This window comes from Streptomyces sp. NPDC047869 (assembly GCF_040704065.1).
Taxonomy (GTDB): Bacteria; Actinomycetota; Actinomycetes; order Streptomycetales; family Streptomycetaceae; genus Streptomyces.
Genome location: NZ_JBEYRK010000004.1, coordinates 215,127 through 235,009 on the forward strand (window position 1 = coordinate 215,127; position 19,883 = coordinate 235,009).

Sequence of the window (19,883 nt, forward strand, 5' to 3'; positions counted from 1 at the left end):
GGCGATCTTACGGGGGCGCGGTCCGGCCATTCTCCATGGAGATACGCCCCACAATGGACCCATGAGGATCTCGGCGCGGGCGGATTACGCGGTACGGGCGGTTCTGGAGCTGGCCGTACGGGAGGGTAACGGCCCGGTGAAGGCAGAGGAAATCGCTGTCGAGCAGGACATTCCCCACAAGTTCCTGGAGGGCATCCTGGGCGACCTCAGGCGGGCGGGGGTCGTCGACAGCAGGCGCGGCGGGGGCGGCGGCTACCGGCTGGCCCGGGCCGCGGCCGCCATCACCGTGGCGGATGTCATCCGGGCGGTGGACGGCCCGATCGTCTCCGTGCGCGGGGAGCGCCCGACGGGCCTTGCCTACACAGGCACGGCCGAGCCCCTGCTCCCGCTGTGGATCGCCCTGCGCGCCAATGTGCGCCGCATCCTGGAGGGCGTCACCGTCGCCGACCTCGCGGCCGGTGCGCTGCCCGAGCCGGTACGGGCGCTGGCGGCGGAACCGGCGGCCTGGGAGAACCCCTGAGGACCGGGCGGGGCGCCGGGGGCGTGACCGGGAGCGGGCGGTGCGTGAAAAGCCGGGTGTGAATGGCCGGAGTTCGCCCTGCCGGGCCGGAGCGGGGCTTCCTACGATTCCCCTCGCCTCTCCGTCCTTCACAGGTTCAACACAGTTTCTTCCACGGTGAACGGATGGGTCGGAGGTCGAACCCCCCACTCGACAACCTGGAGAAGCCATGGCTGGTGGACTCCTGCTGAGCGGCGCCGTAGCCGCTCTGCTCACCACCGCGCTACCCGCCCAGTCCCCGTCGTCCGTCTTCGACGACCCGCCCCCGGACAAGATCGTCATCGACGTCGCCACGGTGAACGGCTCCGGCTGCCCGGCCGGCACGGCCGCCGTCGCCGTCTCCCCGGACAACACCGCCTTCACGGTGACCTACAGCGACTACCTGGCCCAGGCCGGCGGCAACTCCGAGCCCACGGCCTTCCGGAAGAACTGCCAGCTCAACCTGGTCGTGCACGTCCCGCAGGGCTTCACCTACGCGGTCGCCAGCGCGGACTACCGGGGCTTCCTCTCCCTCCAGCCCGGCGCGACCGCCACCCAGAAGGCGTCGTACTACTTCCAGGGCTCGTCCAACACCGCGTCGAGGACCCACCCGTTCAGCGGCGTCTACAACGACGACTGGCAGGCGACCGACAGCACCGACTGGGCCCAACTGGTCTGGGCGCCCTGCGGAGTGCTGCGCAACTTCAACATCAACACCGAGCTACGGGTGAACGCGGGCAGCGCCAACCCCGGCAAGGTCAGCTTCATGACGATGGACTCGACCGACGGTGACATCAGCACGGTGTACCACCTGGCCTGGAAGGAGTGCCCGCACAACTAGTGTCTCGCCGCGTCGGGCTGTCGCCTGGTGTGCGGCAGCCCGGCCGGCGTGACGGCCGGAGCCCGGGGCTCAGCCGGCGGCCGCGTCCCAGACGGTGATCTCCAGTCGTCCGGTGCCCTGCACCGGCGCCGTGCGGACCCGGAGGTACGCCGTCCGGTCCTCGCCGGTCAGCAGGCAGAACCGGTCGCCCGGCTCGACCTCGGCGGTGTAGGTGCCGTTGGACCGGACACTCTCCGCGCACTGCGCTGCCGTCGGCGCGGCCCCCGATGCGGGCAGCGGCGCCAGGTTCTCGGCGGACCCCGGCACGGACAGCTCCACGGACCCGGTCGGCGCCCCGAAGGTGACGTCCGCGCCGGCGATGTCCGAACCCGTGACGGTCGGCTCCGAGGTGTCCAGGTCGACGAAGGACCCGCGGTCGGTCGTGTCGGCCGCGACGGCCTTCGGCCCGAACAGCGCGCGCTCGACGGCGGCGGTCTCCGCGGGCCGCTCGGAAGCACCGGACCCGGCCGCGGCGGCGGACCGCGTGGGCGCCGGCTCCGCGCTCTTGTCCCGGTCGTCGCCGGAGGAACCGGGCCGGCTCATCAGCACGGTCACGAGGATCCCCACGACCGGATTCACAAACCCTCCACGAGGGCGTCGTCCCGGGGCCCCTCGACCCGACTGCAACGTCGTCGTGCCGGCAGGGGCTCCGTGACCACGACGGTCGCGAAGCCCCCTTCGGGCTTGGCTCAGGGGGCGACGAGCTGGTGCTCGCTGCCGATCCCGGACGCGTTGCCCTCGGTGTAGAGGCTCAGCTCACCGTCCGACCAGCGGACGAGGGTGTCGTCCGGCCAGGGGTTGTCGCTGAAGTCCCCGCCCGTGACGAGCATGGCGTGCTCCCACAGGTCATTGGGGGCCTTCCACTTGTGCTCGCCCCAGGTATCGCCGCTTCCGGTGAAGTCGTCGTAGAGGGTCAGCTCGCCGTCGGACCAGCGCACCACCAGGTCCCAGGTGTCGCCCTGCGTGTAGTCGCCGGAACCGATCTCGACGGCGTGGGTCCAGGTCTTGTTCGGGTTGACGACCTTGATCTCCTTGCCGAGGCTCGTCCCGGTGTTCTGGTAGACCGTCAGTTCACCGTCGGACCAGCGGACGACGAGGTCGTCCTGCCACTTGTTCCCGCCGTACCGTCCGGCGGTCATCTCCTCGGCATGCTTCCAGGTCGCGTTCGGCGCGACGATCTGCTTCTCGCCGTGGAAGCCGTTCTCGTCCACCGACGGGTACAGGGTGACCTCGCCGTCCGTCCACAGCACGAGCAGGTCCGAGCCGTTGTCGCCGGTGAAGTCACCGGCCACCACCTGCTTGGCGTGCTCGGCCCACAGCTTGTTGGGCTTCTGGACCCTGATCTCCTTGTCGAAGTAGTTCAGTCCCTTGTCCGCGCCGCGGTAGATCGTCAGCTCGCCGTCGGACCACAGCACGAACATGTCCATGCGGTCCTCGGAGACCGGCCCGTCGAGGGCGAAGAAACCGGAGGCGATGTCCTTGGCATGCTGCCACGTCGACGCGGCCGGCAGTACGACCGGCGCCGGCTTCTTCCCGGCCACCGCGGCGTCGTAGATCCGCTTGAGGTCGGTGTCGAAGTAGGACGAGTAGGACGTGTCGTCGCTGTGGCCGCCGGTCTGCCAGCCGCCCGTCACGCCGATGACCTGCGGGTGGTCGCCTCCGATGATGAAGGGGCCGCCGGAGGTGCCGCGGACGTAGCCGTCGCAGTCGATCTGCGAGAAGGTGCCGCCCTTCCAGCCGCCGGAACTGGCGGCGGTGAACTTCTTCATCGGTGACGTGCAGTCGAGCGGGTCCTGGTGGGGCTTGTACTTGCCGTCGTCGTCCGGCAGCCACGGATAGCCGATGACCCTGGTCTTGGGGTGGTCGAAGCCCGTGCCGTAACCGATGGGGATCGCCCCGACGACGTCCTGCACCCTCTTGCCGTCCGAGCGGGGCTCGGTCTTCAGCAGGGCGAAGTCCAGGTCGGTGTAGTCGTGGTCACCGCCCTTGCGCAGGTACCGGGGGTCGGCGTAGATCTGCCCGACCTTGATCGGGAAGAGCCCGTACGGCTTGGGGTCGGCCCGGTGGTGCTTGGGCACGAACACCAGCTTCTTCTGCTGGTCGGTGCTGTCGAAGCAGTGCGCCGCGGTCAGCACCAGGTCCTTGTCCGGGGAGGGGACGACGGTTCCGGCGCAGAAGCGGTACTGCAGGTCGCTGTCCTGCCAGAAGAACGTGCCCACCTCCTTGATGCCCTCGAAGGTGTGCGACGGCGAGGTCCGGGCGACGGCCTTGCCCCGGCGGGCGCCCGACTGTCCCGGAAGAGGCTGGTCCTCCTGCACCGGGACGGCCTGTGCCATGCGCTCCGGCGTCCAGAACTTCTCCAGCTCGGTCGCCGGTGCCGCGTCCCCGGGAGTGCCGCTCGCGCTCGGCGAGGCACTGGGTGAGGCCGGCGGGCCGGACGGCGAGGCCGGCGGTGTGGCCGACGCCGAACCCGGCGACGCCGAACCCGACGACGGCGAGGAGGACGGGGTGGACGGGGTGGGCGTGGCGGTCGGGCTCGCCCCCTGCGAGGGAGAGGCGGACGCCGACGGGTTGAGCGGTGAGCCGCTCGGACTCGCTGTCGGCACGGTGGGTGTGGAATCGGCCATGGCGGCCGACGGGACGAAGACGGCCGCTATCGCGGTGGCGGCGGCCAGGCTGTGTCTCAGCCTCAAAGTTCCCCCTGATTCAGATGTGTCGCGGGCCCTGGTCAGTTCGGCCCGGTCTGTTGTCCGGCTGCGTCGCGGGCGCTGGTCGGTGCGGCCCGGTCCGCTGCGATCGTGGACCCTACCCACATCGGTCCTCGAACGTAAAGGCGATTCCACGAGGCAACCAAGGCTTCGCAAGACCGCTCTAGCAGGTTGGACCGCGAAGCATCGAGAGGGGACACGGGGCATGAACGCACCGGCAAGAACAGGGCCGTTCGGGCTCACGGTCGCGACGGCTCTGCTGGGCCTGCTCGCCGTGGCCTGCGGCGGCAACGGGAAGCCGGAGCCGGCCCCGTCCCGTGCCGGGACCGAGCCCGGCTACGCGTCGGCGTACGACGCCGGTTGGCGGACCGGCAAGCAGCTCTTCGAGGACGGCGGCAAGGGCGCCGCGGTCCGCGAGGTGGTATGGGGAGGCTGTGTCCGGCGGTCCCTCACGGCCCGGCCGCGACACGTGGTGGAGAAGGACCGCGGCGCCTGGGTGCTGGGCTGCAAGCAGGGCGTGAAGTCGGGCACCGACCGCCATCCGCCCGTTCGGCAGGTGACGCGCCGCGAGTCCGATCCCGATCTCCTGGCCCGGTTCCGCACCTGGGCCGCCGCGCACGGAGGCAAGCGGTCCGCCGAGCACGTGGACCGGACCGTCCTCGTCCACCTCGGCGACCGGGACTACGACGTCGAACTCACCACCACATACACCGGCGGGAGCGGCCAGGCCGACGCCAAGCGGCTCGCCGACACGTTCGCGACCTGGTGGGACGGCGACGACGGCGACGACTCCACCGCTTGGAACCTCATCCTCCTCGACCGGTACGGCAAGCGCCTGACCACCCGCCACCTCTGACGGCGAAGGACACCGACCACATGGAACCCACTCACACCGAGTCCGGTCACACCGAGCCCGGCCGTAAGAAGCCCGCCCGCCTGCTGGTCGTACCGGTCCTCGCGGCCGGCCTCCTTGCCGCCTCCGGCGCGTGGGAGACCGCCGCCGCCGCGAGTGAGAGCTGTACGACGTACCCGAGCAACTCCGGTCAGACCGGCAACGTGAAGTGCGACAGCAACAGCGGAGTGCGCCAGCACAGAGCCGTGGTCACCTGTATCAACACCGGTGGCCACAAGTGGACGATCACCGGCCAGTGGGTCTACCGCAACCGCGTGTCGTCCGCGACGTGCTCGGTGAGCGGCACCGCCGGCGTGTACTCGATCGGCTACGACCGGCGCTTCAGGGGCTGACCGGCGGCGCCCCCGCTGAGGCGTTCGCTACCCCGTCTGGCCCATCCCCGCCGCGTTCGGCCAGCTCTGGGCGTTGGGCCAGCCGGTCGCCGGGGCCGGGGTCAGGCCGGTGGGGCGAGCCGGTGCCGGCGGCGCTGTCATCCCGCGCACCTGGGCGGCGGTGAGGCCGCCGCGCGCCGGGACGCCGGGCGGGGTGGGCCCCACGGCGGCGGGCGCCGGGACGGGCACGGGCACCGGGGCCGGCACGGGTGCCGGAGCGGGCATCGCGGCCGGAGGCGGGGCCATCGCCGCCGGGGCCATCGGCGCGGGCGTGGGGACCGGCGCCGGGAGGGGGACCGGCGCCGGAGCTGGGGGTGTGGGCACTGCCGTTGGCACCTGGGCCGCCGCCGGCGGGACCTGGGCTGCCGCCGGCATCGGCATCCCGCCGCCCATCGGCGTGGCGGCGGGGAGCGGCATGCCGGTGCCGGCGGCCGGGGCGGGGCCGGCGCCGGCGGCCTGTGCCGCCAGTCCCTGCACACCGGCTCCGTTGGTCTCGCTCATCAGCCGGTCCACGGCCGCCGTACCCGAGCTGTAGCTGGTCCCGTTGCTCAGCTCGGGTACGGCGGCTCCCCTCCTGGTCCCGTAGAGCACCTGCTCCAGGCCGGACACCAGGCGACGCACGTCGACCTGGGGGCGCACCACGAGTCTCAGGAAGCGGCTGGACGAACCGATCTTGTTGCCGCACTCGCGGACCAGGATCCGGTGCTCGGTGAGCAGCCGGTCCCGGACCACGGTGCCTTCCGCGCCGACGGGCAGGCGCACGAAGAGGAAGTTGCCCTGGGAGGGGTAGACGGTGAGGCCGGGCAGCGCGGAGAGGTGGCTGGCCATGTCGAGGCGGTCGCGGCGCACCTGCAGCAGGCTCTGCGCGTACTCCGGGCCGTGCTCGCGCAGCATGAACACCACGTGCTCGGCGAAGGAGTTGAGGTTCCACTTCGGCAGCATCGAGCGGACCCGGCCGGCCAGCGCCGGGTTCGCCACCAGGTAGCCGAACCGGATGCCGTGCAGTCCGAAGTTCTTGCCGAGGCTGCGCAGCACGACCACGTTCGGACGGAGCATGGCCTCCTGCACCACGCTCGGCTCGGCCTCGGCGTCGGCGAACTCCAGGAAGGACTCGTCGATCACCACCAGGTCCAGGTCCGCCATCGCGTCCATGAACTGCACGATCTGCTGCTTGTGCAGATAGCCGCCGTCGGGGTTGTTCGGATTGCAGATGACCGCCACCCGGGTGCCCCGGGCCCGGATGAACTCCGCGTACTGCGCCAGGTCCAGGCCGAAGCCGTTCGCCTCCTGGAGCGGGAACATGTCCACCCGCTTGCCGGTCTCCATCGGCTGGTCGGTCCAGCGGCCGAAGGTGGGCACCGGCACGGCCAGCGACTCCCGGACCAGCAGATGGTCGATCCAGGTGATCAGCTCCGTCGAGCCGTTGCCCATCGCCACGCACTGCGGCGGCAGCTGGAGCAGGCCGCACAGCTCGGCGGTGATGGTGTCGGCGCTGCTCGGGTAGTACGTGATGATCTCGCGCAACCGGACCGCCATCTCCTCGAACATCGCGGGAGTGGGGAAGTAGGGGTTGCACGGGATGCAGAAGTCCACCGGGCCCGACCCGTCGCTCTCCCGCGTCAGCGCCGCCATCGAAGGGCTGTGCGCGGCGGTGTTGCGGAACAACGAGGTGACGTTGTCAGGCAAGGGGACCTCCGTCGAAGGGTGGCCCGTGCGGGGGAGCACGGGCCGCCCTTGGATACGGAGGGGGCGCCAGTGGCGTTCAACTCACCGATGGTGTGAGCCGATTCACGCCCGGCGCGAACCTCACGCCCCGAACGTGTGCACCGTGGTCGTCCGGTACGTCTGCCCGGGCCGGAGCACGGTCGACGGGAAGGCGGCGTGGTTCGGGGAGTCCGGGAAGTGCTGGGTCTCCAGGCACAGCGCGTCGCCCTGGCGGTAGGTACGGCCGCCGGTGCCGGTCAGGGTGCCGTCGAGGAAGTTGCCGGAGTAGAACTGCAGGCCCGGCTGGTCGGTGGCGATCCGCAGGGTGCGGCCCGAGCGCGGGTCGCGGAGCGTGGCGATGTGCTCGGGCCGCGCCGTGACGCCCTTGTCCAGCACCCAGTTGTGGTCGTAGCCCTTGGCGAGCACCTGCTGCTCGTGGCCGGCCCGGATGTCCCGGCCGATCGGCTTGGCGCGGCGGAAGTCGAACGGGGTGCCCGCGACCCTGGCGCTCACCGGTCGGGATCAGACCGGAGTCGGTGGGCGTGTACCGGGCGGCGGCGATGGTGAGCTCGTGGTCCTCGATCGTGCCGCTGCCCTCGCCGGCCAGGTTCCAGTAGACGTGGCTGGTGAGGTTGACGACGGTGGCCCGGTCGGTGGTGGCCTCGTAGTCGACGCGCCACTCGCCGCGCCGGGTGAGCGTGTACGTCACCGTCGACCGCAGCGTGCCCGGGTAACCCATCTCCCCGTCGACGCTCGTGTAGTACAGGCGCAGGCCGACGTCGGAGCCGTCGGTGAACGGCTCCACGTCCCAGACCCGCTTGTCGAAGCCCTTGGCGCCGCCGTGCAGGCTGTTCACGCCGTCGTTGACGGAGAGCTGGTAGCTCTTGCCGTCGAGGGTGAACTGCCCCTTGCCGATGCGGTTGCCGTAGCGGCCGATCAGCGCGCCGAAGTACGGGCTCTTCGCCACGTAGTCGTCGATGCCGTCGAAGCCCGCGACCACGTTGGCGTGCCGGCCGCGGGCGTCCGGGACCTCCAGGGTCTGGACGACCCCGCCGTACGACAGCACCTTCATCCGGATGCCGCCGTTCTGCAGCGACCAGCGGTACACCTTGGTGCCGTCGGCGAGCCGGCCGAAGAGCTCCTTCCCCGGCCGGTGGCCCGCGGCCGCCTGCGCGGTGCCCCCGAGGGTGGTGGCGGCGATGCCCGCCGCCGCTGCTCCTGCAATGACCGTACGTCTGTTCAGTTCCACTTGCGGCTCCCGTGAAAGGAAGGGGCCCCGCCGGTGATCCGGCGGGGCCCGAGCTGACTTACGAACCGGACTTGCGCTTGTTCCACACGTCGAACCCGACCGCCACCAGCAGGGCCAGGCCCTTGATGACCTGCTGCCAGTCGGTGCCGACGCTCAACAGGTTCATGCCGTTGTTCAGCACCCCGAGGACGAGACCGCCGATGATGGCGCCGAGGACGGTGCCGACACCGCCGCTCATGGACGCGCCGCCGATGAACGAGGAGGCGATCGCCTCGAGTTCGAAGTTGACGCCCGCCTTCGGCGAGGCCGCGTTCAGCCGGGCGGCTACCACCAGACCCGCCAGGGCCGCGAGCACGCCCATGTTCAGGAAGACAAGGAAGGTGACCTTCTTGTCCTTCACGCCGGACAGCTTGGCCGCCGGCAGGTTGCCGCCGATCGCGTAGATGTGACGGCCGAAGACCGCGTTGCGCATGACGTAGCCGTAGCCCACGACCAGCGCGCCGAGGATGATCAGCACGATCGGGGCGCCCTTGTAGCTGGCGAGCAGCAGGGTGAGCGCGAGGATCGCGGCGACCAGGGCGGTCAGCTTCAGCAGGAACAGCCGGGTGGGCGGCACCTCCAGCGCGAACTCCTGCTGGCGGCGCCGGTCCCGGACCTCCTGCCACACCACGGCCGCGATCAGGACGAGACCGAGCAGCAGGGTGAGGTTGTGGTAGTTGGTGTCCGGGCCGGTCTCCGGGAGGAAGCCGTTGCCGAGTTTCTGCAGCCCGTCGGGGAACGGGCCGAGTGTCTGGCCCTTGAGCAGGATCTCCGTCAGACCGCGGAACAGCAGCATCCCGGCGAGCGTGACGATGAAGGAGGGTATGCCCAGATAGGCGATGAGGTAGCCCTGGACCGAGCCGGCCGCCGCACCCACCAGCAGGCACAGCACCAGCGCGATCGGCCAGGCGACACCGTGCTGGACGGTCAGCACCGCGGCGAAGGCGCCCACGAACGCGGTCAGCGAGCCGACCGACAGATCGATGTGCCCGGCGATGATCACCAGCATCATGCCGATCGCGAGCACCAGGATGTAGCTGTTCTGCAGCACCAGGTTGGAGACGTTGCGGGGCAGCAGCAGGTCCCCGTCCGTCCAGACGGCGAAGAGGGCCACGATCAGGCCGAGCGCGAGCAGCATGCCGTACTGGCGCATGTTGCGGCGCAGGCCGTCCAGCACCACCTGGAGCAGCCCCTTGCCGGTGGCCGATCCGCCCCGGCCCGGTGGCGCGGGGGCCGGGCTCTTGGCGGTCACATCCGTGCTCATCGCGTCACCTCTTGGTCCTGCGTGTCTTTCGTCATATGGCGCATCAGTACTTCCTGCGTGGCCTCGGCCCGCGGCACCTCACCGGTCAGCCGCCCGGCGGCCATCGTGTAGATGCGGTCGCACATGCCGAGCAGTTCGGGCAGCTCGGAGGAGATGAAGACCACCGCCTTGCCCTCGGCGGCGAGTTGGTCGATCACCGTGTAGATCTCGTACTTGGCACCCACGTCGATGCCGCGGGTCGGCTCGTCGAGGATCAGCACATCGGGGCCGGCGAAGATCCACTTGCTGAGGACGACCTTCTGCTGGTTGCCGCCCGACAGCTTGCCCACCGGCTCGAACACGGTCGGTGCCTTGATGTTCATGGTCCTGCGGAAGCCCTCGGAGACCTGCCGCTCCTCGTGCTCGTCGACGACGCCCCGCCTGGCCACCTTGCTCAGGGCGGTCAGCGAGATGTTGCGGTTGATGGTGTCGATGAGGTTGAGGCCGTAGTGCTTGCGGTCCTCGGTGACGTACGCGATCCCGTGCCCGACCGCCTCCGCCACGGACTTGGTGCGGATCTCCTTGCCGTCCTTCAGGACCGTGCCGCCCGCGTACCGGCCGTAGGCGCGCCCGAAGACGCTCATCGCCAGTTCGGTGCGGCCGGCGCCCATCAGGCCCGCGATGCCGACGATCTCCCCGCGGCGGACCTGGAGCGAGACGTCGTCCACGACCTTGCGCTGCTGGTCGATCGGGTGGTGCACGGTCCAGCCGCGGATCTCCAGCGCCGGTGCCGTGCCCTCCTCCGGATGGTGCGGGGTGCGTTCCGGGAAGCGGTGGTCGAGGTCGCGGCCGACCATGCCCGCGATGATCCGCTCCTCGGTGGTCTCCGGCGCCTTCACGTCCAGCGTCTCGATGGACCGGCCGTCCCGGATGATCGTCACCGAGTCGGCGACCCGGCGGATCTCGTTGAGCTTGTGGGAGATGATGATCGAGGTGATGCCCTGCTTCTTCAACTCCAGGATGAGATCGAGGAGTTTGCCGCTGTCCTCGTCGTTCAGCGCGGCGGTGGGCTCATCCAGGATGAGCAGCTTCACCTGCTTCGACAGCGCCTTGGCGATCTCCACGAGCTGCTGCTTGCCGACGCCGATGTCGGCGACGCGGGTCTCCGGGTGCTCGTCCAGACCCACCCGGCGCAGCAGTTCGGTGGCGTGCCGCAGGGTCTCGTTCCAGTTGATGAGCCCGCGCCGGGCGTGCTCGTTGCCGAGGAAGAGGTTCTCCGCGATGGAGAGGTACGGCACCAGCGCAAGCTCCTGGTGGATGATGACGATGCCGTGCTGCTCACTGGCCCGGATGTCCTTGAACTGGCAGACCTCCGACTCGAAGAGGACGTCTCCCTCGTAACTGCCGTACGGGTGGACGCCGGAGAGCACCTTCATCAGGGTCGACTTGCCGGCGCCGTTCTCCCCGCAGATGGCGTGGACCTCGCCCTGCCGGACGGTCAGGGTGACGTCCGACAGCGCCTTGACACCGGGAAAGGTCTTGACGATCGAGCGCATTTCCAGGACGGGTCCCGCCATGGTCGTGCCTTCCAATCCGTAGGTAGCGGGCGGGTTACTTCAGCTCGGACTCGGTGTAGTAGCCGCCGTCGACCAGGACCTGCTTGTAGTTGGACTTGTCGACGCTGACCGGCTGGAGCAGGTAGGCGGGTACGACCTTGCTGCCGTTGTCGTAGGTCTTGGAGTCGTTGACCTGCGGCTTCTTGTCCTGCAGGACGTCGTCGACCATGGTGGCCGCGACCTTGGCGAGCTGCCGGGTGTCCTTGTAGACGGTCTGCGTCTGCTGGCCGGAGATGATCGACTTCACCGAGGCCAGCTCGGCGTCCTGGCCGGTGATGACGGGCAGCGCCTTGCTGCCGGAGCCGTAGCCGTCCGACTTCAGCGCGGACAGGATGCCGATGGAGATGCCGTCGTAGGGCGAGAGGACCGCGTCGACCCGGCCGCTCTTGTAGGACGAGGTGAGGATGTCCTCCATGCGCTTCTGCGCGGTGGTGCCGTCCCAGCGCAGGGTGACGACCTGGTTGATCTTGGTCTGCCCGGACTTGACGACCAGTTGCTTCTTGTCGATGTACGGCTGGAGGACGCTCATCGCCCCGCCGAAGAAGTACTTGGTGTTGTTGTCGTCGTTGGAGCCGGCGAACAGTTCGAGGTTGAAGGGGCCCTTCTTGCCCTTGCTCAGCCCGAGCTGGTCGACGATGTACTGGCCCTGCAGCTTGCCGACCTTCTCGTTGTCGAACGAGGCGTAGTAGTCGACGTTCTCGGTGCCGAGGATCAGACGGTCGTAGGCGATGACCGGGATGTCCGCGTCCGCGGCCTCCTGGAGGACGTTGTTCAGGGACTTGTTGTCGATCGCCGCGACGATCAGGCCCTTCACGCCCTGCGTGATCAGGTTCTCGATCTGCGAGACCTGGGTCTCCGGGTTGTCCTCGCCGTAGACCAGCTTGGTCTTGTAGCCCTTGGCCTGGAGGTTCTTCTCGACGTTCTTGCCGTCGGCGATCCAGCGTTCCGAGGACTTGGTCGGCATCGCGATGCCGATCGTGCCGCCCTTGGCGTCCCCGCCCTTGTCGTCGCTGCCGCCCTCGCTGTTCTGGCCGCAGGCGGTCAGGGTGAGGGCGAGCGAGGCGGCGGTGGCCATCGCGGCGAATGCGGCTCTGCGGTTGAGCATGGTGATCCGTCCTTGTTTCTTCTCGTCGTTGAGAGGGGTCACGCGGTGGTCGGGAAACGGTGCAGCGTCCCGGGCAGCCGGGAGCCGAGCGGCGCCATGTCGCGGTCCGCGCCGTGCCGGGCGAGCAGGTCCAGGGCGAGCCGGCCGCGCCGCACCCGCTCCCGGGCGGTGTCCAGGGTCACGTCCCGCAGATGGGTGCCCCACGGGTAGATGCCGGGAGCCTTGGACAGGCCGAACTTCAGGTAGAGCGGTGCGCCGCGCCGGATCAGCTCGGCGACCTCGTACATCCGCACATAGCCGCCGAGGTCGTCGGGGGCCTCGATGTACATGTCCATGGGGGCGCCGGAGACCCGGCGGATCTCGGTGAGATGCTCGAGCGTCAGATCGCTGGGCACGTTGACGGAGTCGGCGCCGAGCCGCTCGTAGACCGCGTACGAGGCCGGGTTGACCGGGCCGATCAGCGCGGAGACCTTCAGGGTGGTGTCGGCCGGGATGATCCCGGCCGTGCGCGCCCGGTGCAGGGTCCACAGCACGCCCTCGTCGGCCACCAGCAGGCACTTGACGCCCAGCTCGGTGGCGCGGACGGCGTCCTCGACACAGCCGGCGACGGCGTCGTGGCCCCGGGCGCGCAGTCCGGCCCCCCGCGAGTCGGAGCGCACCGAGCCGCCGATGTCCCAGGTGCCGCGCGGGCCGGTGAACAGGCAGAGTTCGATGTCCCGTTCGGCGGTCGCCTCGACCATCTCGGTGATCTCGGCGTCGGTGAGCATCCACACGCCGCTGCCCTGGCTGATCCGGTGGATCGGCACATCGAGGCGCGAGGCCTCCTTCAGTACGACCGCCAGCGCTTCGGGACCCTCGCACGAGGGAATCTCGGTGCGCCAGCGGCCGCCGCCCGGGAAGCCGTGGGCGGAGGTGTCGGCGGGGTCGAGGGCGGGCGCGTCCAGGCCGAGTGCGGCGAGCACCTGCTCGCCGGGCCTGCGGGCTGCCGGAGCGGAAGCGTCGGTCACTAGCTGTCCTTCGTGTTCGGTATTTCGGACAAGGTTCGCGTCTCTGGGTATGGAAAAGGCCTTGGTGCACCGGCCGGGGCGCCGTCGGGTCACGTCCCGGCCGGCGCACGGTCAGGGACGGAGCAGCACCTTGCCCACCTTCGGATCACCGGCCCCCACCAGCTCGATGGCCTGCGGGAACTCGGTCAGCGGCAGCTCGTGGGTGACCAGGGGCAGCGGGTCGAGCAGCCCGGCGCCGAAGACCCGCACGGCATGCGCCCAGGCGTCCGGCGGCGCCCCGAAGACGGTGTGCACCTCCAGTTGCCGTACGACCAGGTCGGTCGGGTCGAGCCCGTCCGCGCCCGGCGCCGGGATGCCCGTCAGCACCAGCCGTCCGCCGCGCCTGAGCAGCGCGGCCGCGGTGCGCGCGGCGGACGCGGACCCGGCGGTCTCGATCACGACGTCGAAGTCGCCGGGCAACGGCTGGTCCTTGAGCCGGAAGTCGCTCGCCCCGAACCGCCGGGACAGTGCCTCCCGGTCGTATCCGGTGCCCACGACCAGCAGTTCCGCAGGCGAAACCGCCTTCAGGAGCTGCACCGCGAACATCCCGAGCGTGCCCGTGCCGACCACCGCGACCCGCTCGCCCGGCAGGGCCCGGGCCTTCAGCGCGGCGGCCGCGACGCAGGCGGCCGGCTCCAGCAGGGCGGCGGCGGTGAGGTCGGCCTCGTCCGGCAGCGGGTGCAGGAGCCGGGCCGGCAGGGTGAGGGTGGCCGCCATGGCGCCCGGCCGGGTGAACCCGGTCTCCTCGTACCCGGCCGTGCACAGCGTGGTCTCGCCCGCGTGACAGCGGTCGCACACCTGGCAGTTGCGGAAGCCCTCACCGACGACCTTGCGGCCGACCAGGCCGTCCGGCACCCCGGCGCCCACCGCGCGCACGGTCCCGGACCACTCGTGGCCGGGCGTGAGCGGGTAACGGACGTACCCCGGAGGCCGGTTGCCCTGGTACACCTCGCGGTCGCTGCCGCAGATGCCCACCGCGTGCACCGCGATCAGCGCCTCGCCGGGACCGGGCTGCCGGGGCGTGTGCTCCTCGACCCGGTGCACGCCCGGCGCCTCGATGAGGACCTGCGAACCCGGCGAGGTCACTTCGTGTCCTTCGGCTTGCGCTGCTCCCAGCCCTCGGCCCACAGGTCGAACCGGGCCTGCTGCTGCGGGAACTCGGCGGCCGCGTCGGTGTCCAGCTCGACGCCGAGACCGGGCCGGTCGGAGAGGTGGAAGTAGCCGTCCACGACCTCCGGGGCCCCCTTGACCACCTTCTTGATGTCCGCGTCGGCGAAGTCGTTGAAGTGCTCCAGGATCTTGAAGTTCGGCGAGGTGAAGCCGACCTGGAGCGAGGCGGCGGTCAGCACGGACCCGCCCACGTTGTGCGGGGCGACGAGCATGTAGTGGGTCTCGGCGGTGGCGGCCAGCTTCCGGGTCTCCCAGATGCCGCCGATGTGGCCGACGTCGGGCTGGATGATGTCGACGCACTGGCTGTCGAAGAGCTCGCGGAACTCGATGCGGTCGTGGATGCGTTCACCGGTGGCGACCGGGATGTCCACCTTGGCGGCCACCTTCTCCAGCGCCTTCAGGTTCTCCGGCGGGCACGGCTCCTCCAGCCAGGCCGGCTTGAAGGGCGCCATCTCCTTCGCCAGCCGGACGGCGGTGGCGGGGGAGAAGCGGCCGTGCATCTCCAGCATCAGCTCGGCGTCCGGTCCGATTGCGTCCCGCACGGCCTCGATGAGGGAGACCGCGTACAGGGTCTGCTCGTGGTCCAGTTCGAAGTGCCCGGTGCCGAAGGGGTCGATTTTCAGCGCCTTGTAGCCGCGCTCCATGACCCCCTGGGCGGCCTTGTGGTACGCCTCCGGCGTCCGCTCGGTGGTGTACCAGCCGTTGGCGTACGCCTTGACCCGGTCGGTGACCTTGCCGCCCAGCAGCTGCCACACCGGCACGCCGAGCGCCTTGCCCTTGATGTCCCAGCAGGCCATCTCGACGACCGCGATGCCTGACATGACGATCTCGCCGGCCCGCCCGTAGTCGCCGTACTTCATCCGCCGCACGAGGTCCTCGACAGCGAACGGGTCCGATCCGAGGATGTGGTTGGCCTCGGCCTCGCGCAGATAGCCGATCAGCGCGTCGGTGTGGCCGAGCATCCGGGTCTCGCCGACTCCCGTGATCCCCTCGTCGGTGTGCACCTGGACGTAGGTCAGGTTGCGCCACGGTGTCCCGACCACGTGCGTGCTGATTCCGGTGATGCGCACGGCAGTTGCCCCTCAGACTGTTCGAGATTTCGTCACTCGTTCGAAATGCTGGCGTGACAGTAAGGACGGCGTGGCGGGGGTGTCAATGGGTCGAACAGGTAACAGTTTCGACATGACTTTCGGGAACCTTTTCGGTCCCGCACGAAACCTTCACAGAGGTGCCTGGTTACGTGACCGGCGGGGAATCTAGTCTTCCGGCGTCATGGACTTCTGCCACCCGTGCCAACGGCACCTCAACGGCGCCCTGGCCTGCCCGGGATGTGGCGCACCGGCCCAGCCTTCCGCCCCGCGCGCGGGCGCGGTGGCGGGTCCGTACGGCCAGGAGGCCCACACCGGCGCCCCGGCGGGGCACGCGTACGCCGGCCACGGCGGCGGGCCCGCGACGCACGCACCCGGGCACTCCGGCGGTCTCACCCACCCGGCGGCGCAGGACGTGCGCGTACCGCAGCAGTTCGGCGCCGCGGCGGTCCCGGACGCCTACACGTACGACGGCGCGGCCGGGCACCACGCGGGCTCCGACGGCCAGGTGACTACGGGCGGGCACGGCGGGCACGCCGGCCGGGGCGACGCGTACGGAGACCACGCGGACCACGCGGACCACGCGGACCACGACGACCACGCGGACTACGGCGACGCCCACGCCGACGACGAGGCGCACGACCGGGACGAGTACGACGACCCGGAAGCCCACGACGAGCCCGTGGGCCGTGCCGCCCGGCGTCAGTCGCGGGGCCGGGGCAGGGGCCGCGGGGGAGCCGTGGGCGGCCAGGACGCCGACGGCCCCGCCGTCGCCGACGCCAGCCGCCGGGACCGCAAGGCCGCCGCACACCGGCGCCGCAGACGCCGGACGGTGCTGATCGCCACCGGGTTCGTGCTGGCCGCCGGCGGGCTCAGCATCGCCGAACTCGGCACGGACGCCACCTTCGCGCCCTTCAGCGGTGACACCTCGACGACGGCCGGGGACACCTCGGCCGAGGGCGGCAGCGCCTCCGCGTCCCCGGGCCGCACGGCGGCTCCCGCAGACGGCACCTCCGTCCGTACGACGGCGCCGAGCGCCTCGTCGTCCTCCGGCCCGTCGGCCTCGGCCTCGGCCTCCGAGTCCCCGAAGGACAAGTCCTCCAAGTCCCCCGCCGCCGGTGACAACGCGGAGCAGTCCGCCACCTCGGGCGCGGGTACGACGACCGCGGCCCCGCCGGCCCAGCCCTCGTCCCGGCCCACCGCCACCCCGACGGCCGGCCCGACGACCTCGGACCCGACCCCCACCGCGTCCCCGACGAGGACGTGCAACCGGTTCCTGTGGTGGTGCACCTAGGACCCGCGAATCCGGTCCGCGCTCGACACGGTTGAGTCGAACGGGTGCACCCCGCCGTACCGATCCCGGGAACGTCAGGTGGTGATGCGGGCGTGGGGCACAAAAGGGAGCGACGCGCGAGCGGCTCGGTCGAGGAGGGCGGATGACGCGGGGAATCACCGTGCACGGCACGGTCGCCGAGGGCTACGAGGCGGTGCGCGAGGAGTTCGCCGCCTTCGTGGCGGAGGAACGGGACGACTACGAGGGCCAGTTGTGCGCCCATGTGCACGGCCGGCGGGTGGTCGACCTGTGGGTGGGCGAGGGTGCCGACGGTGACTCGCTGTACGGCGTGTTCTCGTCCACCAAGGGCGCCGCGCACCTCGTCGTGGCCCTGCTGGTGCAGGACGGCACGCTGGAGCTGGACCGCAGGGTCACCTACTACTGGCCGGAGTTCGGGGCCGAGGGCAAGGGCGCGCTGACCCTGCGCGAGCTGCTCGCGCACCGGGCCGGCCTGATCGGCACCGACACCGGGTTCACCACGGCCGAGCTGGCCGACGACCGGGCACTGGCCGAACGCCTTGCCGACCAGCGGCCGTTCTGGCGGCCGGGCACGGCCTTCGGCTACCACGCCCTGGTGATCGGCGCGCTCACCGGCGAGGTCGTCCGCCGTGCCACCGGCCGTACGCTCCAGGAGGTGTACGAGGAGCGCGTGCGAGCCCCCTACGGGCTGGACTTCCACCTGGGCCTGCCGGCCTCCCGCGAGGCCCGCTTCCGCACCACCCTGCCCATGCTGCTCACCCCCGAGGAGCAGGCGGTGCTCGACGCGCTGCCGAGCGGGCCGCACACCCTCGGCTCGATCGCCTTCAACCGGCACCCGGCCGAGCCGACCGACCTGGAGTCGCTGCCGAACGAGCGCGCGGTACGCGCCCAGGGCCCGGCGTCGGTGGGCGGTGTCGCGTCGGCGCGCGGTCTGGCCGGGATGTACGCGGCGATGATCAGCGAGGTGGACGGCAAGGCCCCGCTGCTGAAGCAGGACACGGTCGCGGAGTTCGGGCAGCCGCACTCCACCGGCTACGACCTGGTGGCCCGGGCCCACAAGTCGTACGGCCTCGGCTTCCAGGACACCGCCGACACCTGGCACCCCTTCCTGGGCGCCGGCGCGATCGGCCACAGCGGCGCCGCCGGCTCCCAGGCCTTCGCCGATCCGCGCAGCGGCCTCGCCTACGGCTACACCAGGCGCCGGTTCGCGTTCCCGGGCGGCTCGGCCGCGGAGAACGACCGGCTGGCGGCGGCCGTCCACCGGGCGGCGCTGGCTGCCGGATGACACGGGCGTACGACGGCGGCCGCATCCCACGTCCAAGGATGCGGCCGCCGCAGTGCGCAACGATCGTTACCGGGCCAGCGTCACGGTGACGTCGCCGCGCGTCGCCTTCGAGTAGGGGCACACCTGGTGCGCCTTCTCGAGCAGTGCCCGCGCGGTGGCCCCGTCGACGTGCGGGATGTCCGCGGAGATCTCCACGACGATCCCGAAGCCGTCCTCGTTCCGGCCGATCCCGACCCTGGCGGTGACGGTCGAACCGGAGACGTCGGCGCCCTCCTGCCGGGCGACCACGCCGAGCGCGCCCTGGAAGCAGGCGCTGTACCCGGCGGCGAACAACTGCTCCGGGTTGGTGCCGGCGCCGCTGCCGCCCATCTCCTTCGGCGGGTTCACGACGACGTCGAGCTTCCCGTCGTCGGTGGCGACACGGCCGTCGCGGCCGTTCTCGGCGGTGGCGACGGCCGTGTACAGGACGTCGGACTGCTGAATGGGCATGCGGTTGTCTTCCTCCTCGGTCCGCCGTGACTCGCGCCCACGATCGACGGCGGATTTCGGAATGAAGTTACCGCATCCCGGAAAGCCCCGGCCAGGGTCAGAGCTTGACGATCATCTTCCCGGTGTTGTCGCCGCGCAGGACCCCGAGGAACGCCTCCAGGTTGTTCTCGATGCCCTCGACCACGGTCTCGCGGTACTTCAGCGCGCCCGAGGCGACCCAGGGGCCGACCTCCTGGACGAACTGCGGCTGCAGGTCGTAGTGGTCACCGACCAGGAAGCCCTCGATACGGCCGCGGGTCTGGATGAGGCGGGCCAGGTTGCGCGGGCCGGGGGCCGGCTCGGTGTTGTTGTAGACGGAGATCATGCCGCAGACGGCGATCCGGCCGCCCAGGTTCAGTGACCCGATGGCGGCCTCCAGGTGATCGCCGCCGACGTTGTCGAAGTAGACGTCGATCCCGTCGGGGGCGGCCGCGCGCAGCTGCTCGCTCACGGGGCCGTTCTTGTAGTTGAAGGCGGCGTCGAAGCCGTACTCCTCCGTCAGCAGCCGGACCTTCTCGTCGGAGCCGGCCGAGCCGATGACCCGCGAGGCGCCCTTGAGCTTCGCGATCTGCCCGACCTGGCTGCCGACCGCGCCCGCCGCGCCGGACACGAAGACGACGTCGCCCTCCTTGAGGGAGGCGGTGCGCAGCAGGCCCGCGTACGCGGTCAGACCCGTCATGCCGAGGACGCCGAGGTACGTCGACAGCGGGGCGGCCTGGGGGTCGACCTTGACGGCGTTCTTCGCGTCCACGGCCGCGTACTCGCGCCATCCGAAGAAGTGCAGGACGTGGTCGCCGACCGCGATGCCCTCGGCGTTGGAGGCGACGACCTCGCCGACCGCACCGCCCTGCATGACCTTGTCCAGCTCGAACGGGGCCGCGTACGACTTGGCCGCCGACATCCTGCCGCGCATGTAGGGGTCCACGGAGAGGTACTCGTTCCGCACCAGTACCTGGCCCTCGCCGGGGGTCGGGACGGGCGTCTCGACCAGGGCGAAGTCCTCGGGCTTCGGCCAGCCCACCGGCCGGCTGACAAGGTGCCACTCGCGGTTGATCATGGGGGTCGCCTTTCATTTACTTCAGTACCTG

Annotated in this window: 17 protein-coding genes and 1 pseudogene; 6 read left to right on the forward strand and 12 right to left on the reverse strand. The window is 70.7% G+C overall.

Annotated elements, in window-relative coordinates; translation table 11 throughout:
• The first annotated feature begins 61 nt into the window (after nt 1-61).
• Together AB0924_RS07810 and AB0924_RS07815 are read left to right on the forward strand one after the other, a co-directional pair.
• On the forward strand, nt 62-520 hold the full coding sequence (locus tag AB0924_RS07810; RefSeq protein ID WP_199210411.1) for an Rrf2 family transcriptional regulator: 459 nt from the start codon (nt 62-64) through the stop codon (nt 518-520).
• Nucleotides 521-728: 208 nt separating this feature from the next.
• Complete coding sequence (locus AB0924_RS07815) at nt 729-1,379, forward strand: DUF4360 domain-containing protein (RefSeq protein WP_358927229.1); 651 nt, start codon at nt 729-731, stop codon at nt 1,377-1,379.
• 69 nt (nt 1,380-1,448) lie between these two features.
• Here AB0924_RS07815 and AB0924_RS07820 read toward each other — a convergent pair whose 3' ends face one another.
• Together AB0924_RS07820 and AB0924_RS07825 are read right to left on the reverse strand one after the other, a co-directional pair.
• Complete coding sequence (locus AB0924_RS07820; protein ID WP_366910933.1) at nt 1,449-1,997, reverse strand: hypothetical protein; 549 nt, start codon at nt 1,995-1,997, stop codon at nt 1,449-1,451.
• A 110-nt stretch (nt 1,998-2,107) separates the two neighbouring features.
• Complete coding sequence (locus AB0924_RS07825) at nt 2,108-4,111, reverse strand: trypsin-like serine protease (protein WP_366910934.1); 2,004 nt, start codon at nt 4,109-4,111, stop codon at nt 2,108-2,110.
• A 220-nt stretch (nt 4,112-4,331) separates the two neighbouring features.
• Between AB0924_RS07825 and AB0924_RS07830 the strand changes: the two genes are divergently transcribed.
• Both AB0924_RS07830 and AB0924_RS07835 read left to right on the forward strand, forming a co-directional pair.
• Entirely contained in the window at nt 4,332-4,982 is a 651-nt protein-coding gene (locus AB0924_RS07830; RefSeq protein WP_358927226.1) for a hypothetical protein, read from the forward strand.
• Between the two features lie 20 nt (nt 4,983-5,002).
• Nucleotides 5,003-5,371, forward strand: coding sequence for a hypothetical protein (locus AB0924_RS07835; protein ID WP_366910935.1), 369 nt, complete (start codon nt 5,003-5,005; stop codon nt 5,369-5,371).
• Nucleotides 5,372-5,398: 27 nt separating this feature from the next.
• Here AB0924_RS07835 and AB0924_RS07840 read toward each other — a convergent pair whose 3' ends face one another.
• The 8 genes and pseudogenes from AB0924_RS07840 to AB0924_RS07875 all read right to left on the reverse strand — a co-directional run bounded on the left by AB0924_RS07840 (nt 5,399) and on the right by AB0924_RS07875 (nt 15,652).
• On the reverse strand, nt 5,399-7,096 hold the full coding sequence (locus AB0924_RS07840) for a histidinol-phosphate transaminase (protein WP_358927224.1): 1,698 nt from the start codon (nt 7,094-7,096) through the stop codon (nt 5,399-5,401).
• A 120-nt stretch (nt 7,097-7,216) separates the two neighbouring features.
• Nucleotides 7,217-8,363 (reverse strand): annotated as a pseudogene (locus AB0924_RS07845) (aldose epimerase family protein).
• A 58-nt stretch (nt 8,364-8,421) separates the two neighbouring features.
• Nucleotides 8,422-9,666, reverse strand: coding sequence for a multiple monosaccharide ABC transporter permease (gene mmsB / locus AB0924_RS07850; protein WP_358927222.1), 1,245 nt, complete (start codon nt 9,664-9,666; stop codon nt 8,422-8,424).
• On the reverse strand, nt 9,663-11,222 hold the full coding sequence (mmsA, locus tag AB0924_RS07855; RefSeq protein ID WP_366910936.1) for a multiple monosaccharide ABC transporter ATP-binding protein: 1,560 nt from the start codon (nt 11,220-11,222) through the stop codon (nt 9,663-9,665). Before mmsA ends, mmsB begins: the two co-directional genes overlap by 4 nt.
• Nucleotides 11,223-11,256: 34 nt before the next feature.
• Nucleotides 11,257-12,366 carry a multiple monosaccharide ABC transporter substrate-binding protein gene (chvE, locus tag AB0924_RS07860; RefSeq protein WP_366910937.1) on the reverse strand — a complete coding sequence of 370 codons (1,110 nt, stop codon included), beginning with the start codon at nt 12,364-12,366 and terminating at the stop codon, nt 11,257-11,259.
• Between the two features lie 38 nt (nt 12,367-12,404).
• Nucleotides 12,405-13,373: a hypothetical protein gene (locus AB0924_RS07865; protein WP_358927219.1), complete on the reverse strand. Its 969-nt coding sequence runs from the start codon at nt 13,371-13,373 to the stop codon at nt 12,405-12,407.
• Between the two features lie 111 nt (nt 13,374-13,484).
• The gene (locus AB0924_RS07870) at nt 13,485-14,498 is read right to left on the reverse strand and encodes an alcohol dehydrogenase catalytic domain-containing protein (RefSeq protein ID WP_366910938.1); all 1,014 of its coding nucleotides are present in this window, start codon (nt 14,496-14,498) and stop codon (nt 13,485-13,487) included.
• Nucleotides 14,495-15,652, reverse strand: a complete 1,158-nt coding sequence (locus AB0924_RS07875) for a mandelate racemase/muconate lactonizing enzyme family protein (protein ID WP_358927217.1) — start codon at nt 15,650-15,652, stop codon at nt 14,495-14,497. Before AB0924_RS07875 ends, AB0924_RS07870 begins: the two co-directional genes overlap by 4 nt.
• A gap of 202 nt (nt 15,653-15,854) precedes the next feature.
• Here AB0924_RS07875 and AB0924_RS07880 point away from each other — a divergent pair, with 202 nt between their 5' ends.
• Nucleotides 15,855-16,964: a hypothetical protein gene (locus AB0924_RS07880; protein ID WP_358927216.1), complete on the forward strand. Its 1,110-nt coding sequence runs from the start codon at nt 15,855-15,857 to the stop codon at nt 16,962-16,964.
• Between the two features lie 142 nt (nt 16,965-17,106).
• On the forward strand, nt 17,107-18,267 hold the full coding sequence (locus tag AB0924_RS07885; RefSeq protein ID WP_358927215.1) for a serine hydrolase domain-containing protein: 1,161 nt from the start codon (nt 17,107-17,109) through the stop codon (nt 18,265-18,267).
• A gap of 66 nt (nt 18,268-18,333) precedes the next feature.
• Here the strand turns inward: AB0924_RS07885 and AB0924_RS07890 are convergent, their stop codons facing one another.
• The gene (locus AB0924_RS07890; RefSeq protein WP_358927214.1) at nt 18,334-18,756 is read right to left on the reverse strand and encodes an organic hydroperoxide resistance protein; all 423 of its coding nucleotides are present in this window, start codon (nt 18,754-18,756) and stop codon (nt 18,334-18,336) included.
• A 97-nt stretch (nt 18,757-18,853) separates the two neighbouring features.
• Complete coding sequence (locus AB0924_RS07895) at nt 18,854-19,852, reverse strand: NADP-dependent oxidoreductase (protein ID WP_358927213.1); 999 nt, start codon at nt 19,850-19,852, stop codon at nt 18,854-18,856.
• Between the last annotated feature and the right edge of the window lie 31 nt (nt 19,853-19,883).